At 47.8% G+C, this 3,490-nt stretch carries 8 protein-coding genes and 1 pseudogene; 5 read left to right on the plus strand and 4 right to left on the minus strand.

The features are described from left to right. Positions 1–31: 31 nt before the first annotated feature. The 3 genes and pseudogenes from CX664_RS23965 to CX664_RS26730 all read right to left on the minus strand — a co-directional run. Positions 32–151: pseudogene (locus CX664_RS23965) on the minus strand (sugar transferase); the annotation flags it as partial. Next, positions 136–390 (minus strand): hypothetical protein, encoded by a 255-nt coding sequence (locus tag CX664_RS23970; protein ID WP_101749138.1) that lies wholly within the window; start codon positions 388–390, stop codon positions 136–138. The pseudogene CX664_RS23965 and the gene CX664_RS23970, both read right to left, overlap by 16 nt. A gap of 484 nt (positions 391–874) precedes the next feature. Then, complete coding sequence (locus CX664_RS26730) at positions 875–1,162, minus strand: hypothetical protein (protein ID WP_180966614.1); 288 nt, start codon at positions 1,160–1,162, stop codon at positions 875–877. Positions 1,163–1,223: 61 nt separating this feature from the next. On the opposite strand from CX664_RS26730, the gene CX664_RS23980 reads away from it, so the two are divergent. Then, complete coding sequence (locus tag CX664_RS23980) at positions 1,224–1,448, plus strand: type II toxin-antitoxin system PrlF family antitoxin (protein WP_101749139.1); 225 nt, start codon at positions 1,224–1,226, stop codon at positions 1,446–1,448. Beyond that, positions 1,448–1,861 (plus strand): type II toxin-antitoxin system VapC family toxin, encoded by a 414-nt coding sequence (locus tag CX664_RS23985; RefSeq protein ID WP_101749140.1) that lies wholly within the window; start codon positions 1,448–1,450, stop codon positions 1,859–1,861. Before CX664_RS23980 ends, CX664_RS23985 begins: the two co-directional genes overlap by 1 nt. 36 nt (positions 1,862–1,897) lie before the next feature. Here the strand turns inward: CX664_RS23985 and CX664_RS23990 are convergent, their stop codons facing one another. Next, positions 1,898–2,077 carry a hypothetical protein gene (locus tag CX664_RS23990; protein ID WP_101749141.1) on the minus strand — a complete coding sequence of 60 codons (180 nt, stop codon included), beginning with the start codon at positions 2,075–2,077 and terminating at the stop codon, positions 1,898–1,900. A 124-nt stretch (positions 2,078–2,201) separates the two neighbouring features. Here CX664_RS23990 and CX664_RS23995 point away from each other — a divergent pair, with 124 nt between their 5' ends. The 3 genes from CX664_RS23995 to CX664_RS24005 all read left to right on the plus strand — a co-directional run bounded on the left by CX664_RS23995 (position 2,202) and on the right by CX664_RS24005 (position 3,462). Next, positions 2,202–2,489, plus strand: coding sequence for a transposase (locus CX664_RS23995; RefSeq protein WP_101749144.1), 288 nt, complete (start codon positions 2,202–2,204; stop codon positions 2,487–2,489). Continuing rightward, positions 2,384–3,103 carry an IS66 family transposase gene (locus CX664_RS24000; protein WP_101749142.1) on the plus strand — a complete coding sequence of 240 codons (720 nt, stop codon included), beginning with the start codon at positions 2,384–2,386 and terminating at the stop codon, positions 3,101–3,103. The genes CX664_RS23995 and CX664_RS24000 overlap by 106 nt, the downstream gene beginning before the upstream one ends. Positions 3,104–3,243: 140 nt before the next feature. After that, complete coding sequence (locus tag CX664_RS24005) at positions 3,244–3,462, plus strand: hypothetical protein (protein WP_101749143.1); 219 nt, start codon at positions 3,244–3,246, stop codon at positions 3,460–3,462. The last annotated feature ends 28 nt before the right edge of the window (positions 3,463–3,490 follow it).

Below are 3,490 nucleotides of genomic sequence, written 5' to 3' on the forward strand. Positions count from 1 at the left end.
GAAATATACGATTCCATTTGGCCAACTACTTACGCCCCTGCAGCACATTAATAAATTGCGGCAGCTCATCAAGACTGGTCTTGCGAATAAAAGCGCCAACACGGGTAACTCGAGCATCCCCCTTGGTCGCCTGGGTCACCTTGCCTGAATCTTTCGGGCAAACCGCTCACTGAAACGCCCCACCCGCCAGGGGCCATAAACATTGCAGAGAAACGAAAAGGTGACAACCAGCAGCGAATGCAGATACATCAGTGGAAAGTAGTGCCGGGTATGCTCCCCAAAGCGAATATACTCAGCCAGCTCACCACAGCCAAAGGCAATGGCAATATCGAGCCCTACCAGAAAATAAACAGACAGCCGGGATCGGCCAGACAAAAAGGATGTAGGCATAGTCTTCAAAAATAATCACAAAAAAGATTTTTATTGCTTGATGCTTTTATTGTTAACAACATCGCCTTCTATTGTTATTTGGAACTGGATATTGTTTTAAAAAAACCTCCATTCTATGAAAACAAATGTTGCCGCCGGCAGAATTAACCCCTGGCAGGTCACCATTAAGTCCATCGGATTAAATGCCCGCAATGGAATAAAGAACTGCTGCCCTTCATACAATGCACAGCCGATAATTAAAAAATATTTAAGATGTTAGTCGGGGAGAACTGAGGTTTGACCACCGAAAAAATAGCCCACGGATGAAGTGCGTAGAGCATTTGTCAAAAAGTCTTCCCATCGGCTCCGGATTGATTGAAGCGGGGCATGATGAAAGACCCGACTCCGGATTGCCAACCCCGGATTGCGACCTCGGATTGTTTCGGAGCAAACCCTAAGCCGCAGCTTAACCAGTTTACCGGACTCTTCCAGCCTTTTATAAAGGCTACCTGCACTGAACGGGACAACTATCCTGACACAGTGGGATAAACAGGCCTACCCCTTTTGGGTTGCGGCGTTTCGGTACACCCAGCAAGGGACGGAAATTAATGGGAGACTGCTTGAAAAACTGAATCCAGGCCAAACCAAAAATGCCCGACTTCAGGCCGGGCAGCCACTCGAACAGTTTGCTGTTTAAACCGTCAAACGGGTCGTAACCGGCAAAGTGGTCTTGCCGTGATTGCTCCAGAACCAAAGTACTGATGACCTCTACTTGACTCGAAAAAGTTGTCATTTAATCAATTATTAACTATTAATTTAATACCTAATAGATTCAAACCAGAGCGATAAGAATCATGATGAAATTAACCACGCAGGGGCAGGTAACCATTCCTGCCCATATTCGTAAAAGTCTCGGCCTGAACCCCGGAGACCGGGTCAATTTTATAAAAAACGAACGGGGCGAAGTGGTACTGCAAAAAGTAACGATTGAAACCGAAGACCCGGTAGAAAAAGCCGCCGATGAATTCAAGCTCAACATGGGTGCCGATGAGCTACTAAAACTTCTGAGGGATGATTGATGGCACTCATTCTGCTGGATACCTGCGTCATACTCGATATCCTTGATAAAGAGAGCCATTGGCATACATGGGCCAAGGTATCCTTGCGTGAACTGAACAAAGCTTACGATGCCGTGATTAACCCGATTATTTTTTCAGAACTTTGTGCCGGTATGGAATCACCGGCTGCGGTGCTGAAATTACTGCACAGGCTCAATATCGGTGAGCAACCCCTGAACCATGACACCCTGTTTCTGGCCGCTAAAGCTTATCTCAAATACCGTAAACAGGGGGGACAAAAAACGGGGGTGCTACCGGATTTTTATATTGGAGCACAGGCAGCCGTGTGCAAATGGCCGTTAGTCAGTCGGGACAAGGGGCGTTACACCAGTTATTTCCCAACGATTAGCGTGATTATGCCGGATAAAAACTGAGCCTTTGATTTCCATCAACCAATACCCGTTGAAGAATTACTCAAGCACAAACAGGTCAACGTTAACCGGCATACCTGTTCCCCGATTTTTGACCCCGACTTTTTCAATACTGCCCCAGGCCCAGTGGCCGTAACCGAGACTTTTGCAGGCCGAAAGGATGACCAGAAAGGCCAGCAAAGTAATGGCAATTATTCGGATTAATTGCTTCCTTCCCATCAGTCCGAACAAAGCTTCTTAAATTCTTCCGAATTACCACCACAGACAATCCCACTGTGTCAGGATAGTTGTCCCGGTTGCTGATTAACCAAAATAGTTAGACAGTGGGCGGCAGAAGTTTAATGTGCCGAGTTATTCAAAAGAACGTAAAGCTGCGGTTGTGAAGAAACTGTTGCCTCCACATAATCCTTCAGTGCCTGATGTGGCCAGAGAGGAAGGCATTAGTGAGCAAACGTTGTACAATTGGCGGAAGACGTTACGGGATAAAGGTTTACCTGTGCCAGGGAATGAACATAAGTCGGATCAATGGTCTGCTCCTCTGTCCCTGAATCAGTTATTGGAGATAGCGAGGGAACCCTTGTCTGCGACCGGTATTCTGCCTACAAGAAACTGGCCAAAGACCACCCATTGATTGTTCTGGCCTTCTGCTGGGCTCATGTCAGGCGAGATTTTATTGATGCCAGTCGTGGTGACCCGGATTTGGAAAAATGGAGCATTGCCTGGGTAGATAGAATTGCTCGTTTATATTATTTAAACGAGCAACGACTTCTTGTGCGGGAAGACCCAAAGCAGTGGCCGACCCGCCAGTTGAGACTGGAAAAACATGTTGAACGTATAGCCTCTCAGCGAGATAAAGACCTGGTACGACCACGGCTGGCTGAAAAAGCGCAAAAGGTACTTGAGAGCCTTGTGAACCATTGGGAAGGGCTCTGCCGGTTTATTCAAAATCCGGACATTCCGATGGATAACAATATTGCTGAACAGACGTTGCGAGGTCCCGTGGTTGGCCGGAAAAACTACTACGGCAGCGGGAGCGACTGGAGTATGGAGCTGGCGGCCTGGTTCTTTACGGTGCTGACAAGCCTGAAGACCTGGAAGATCAATCAGAAGCTGTGGTTGAAGGGCTATCTTGAGGCTTGCATTGCTAATGACCGGAAGCCACCAGAAGATTTAAGCCAGTGGCTACCTTGGCAGATGGATGAAAGTCGTCTCAAAGAATTGCGAATCCATGACCCACCTGGCTGAAAAAAGCTCATCCAAGTCCGTAGCCCTTATAAGGCAGGTATTCCTTACCAGTCTGGTAAGTTGGTTTGCTGGGCTCACTGAATAGTTACAATTCTTTAAACTTTACGCCCATCAGGACGTTTTGCCATTCAGGAACCCGAATGAAACCAAAACACCTACTTACCTCAACTGCATTGGCGCTAGCCGCCATTGTTGGCACGGCCCGGGCAGATCTGTTAGCAGAGCTGGCGGCCGGACAACCAACCGCAGAATCCCTGGCACAGACCGCCGAAACGCTTGGTGTTTCTGTAGAAACCCTGATTGGTGATCTGGCTGCCCAGTTTAAAGATCAACCTGCTCTGCTGCAGGCAGTTAAATGACTTCCGGCATAGCCGGAAGCTTATTAGG

This window comes from Endozoicomonas acroporae, from assembly GCF_002864045.1.
Classification (GTDB): domain Bacteria; phylum Pseudomonadota; class Gammaproteobacteria; order Pseudomonadales; family Endozoicomonadaceae; genus Endozoicomonas; species Endozoicomonas acroporae.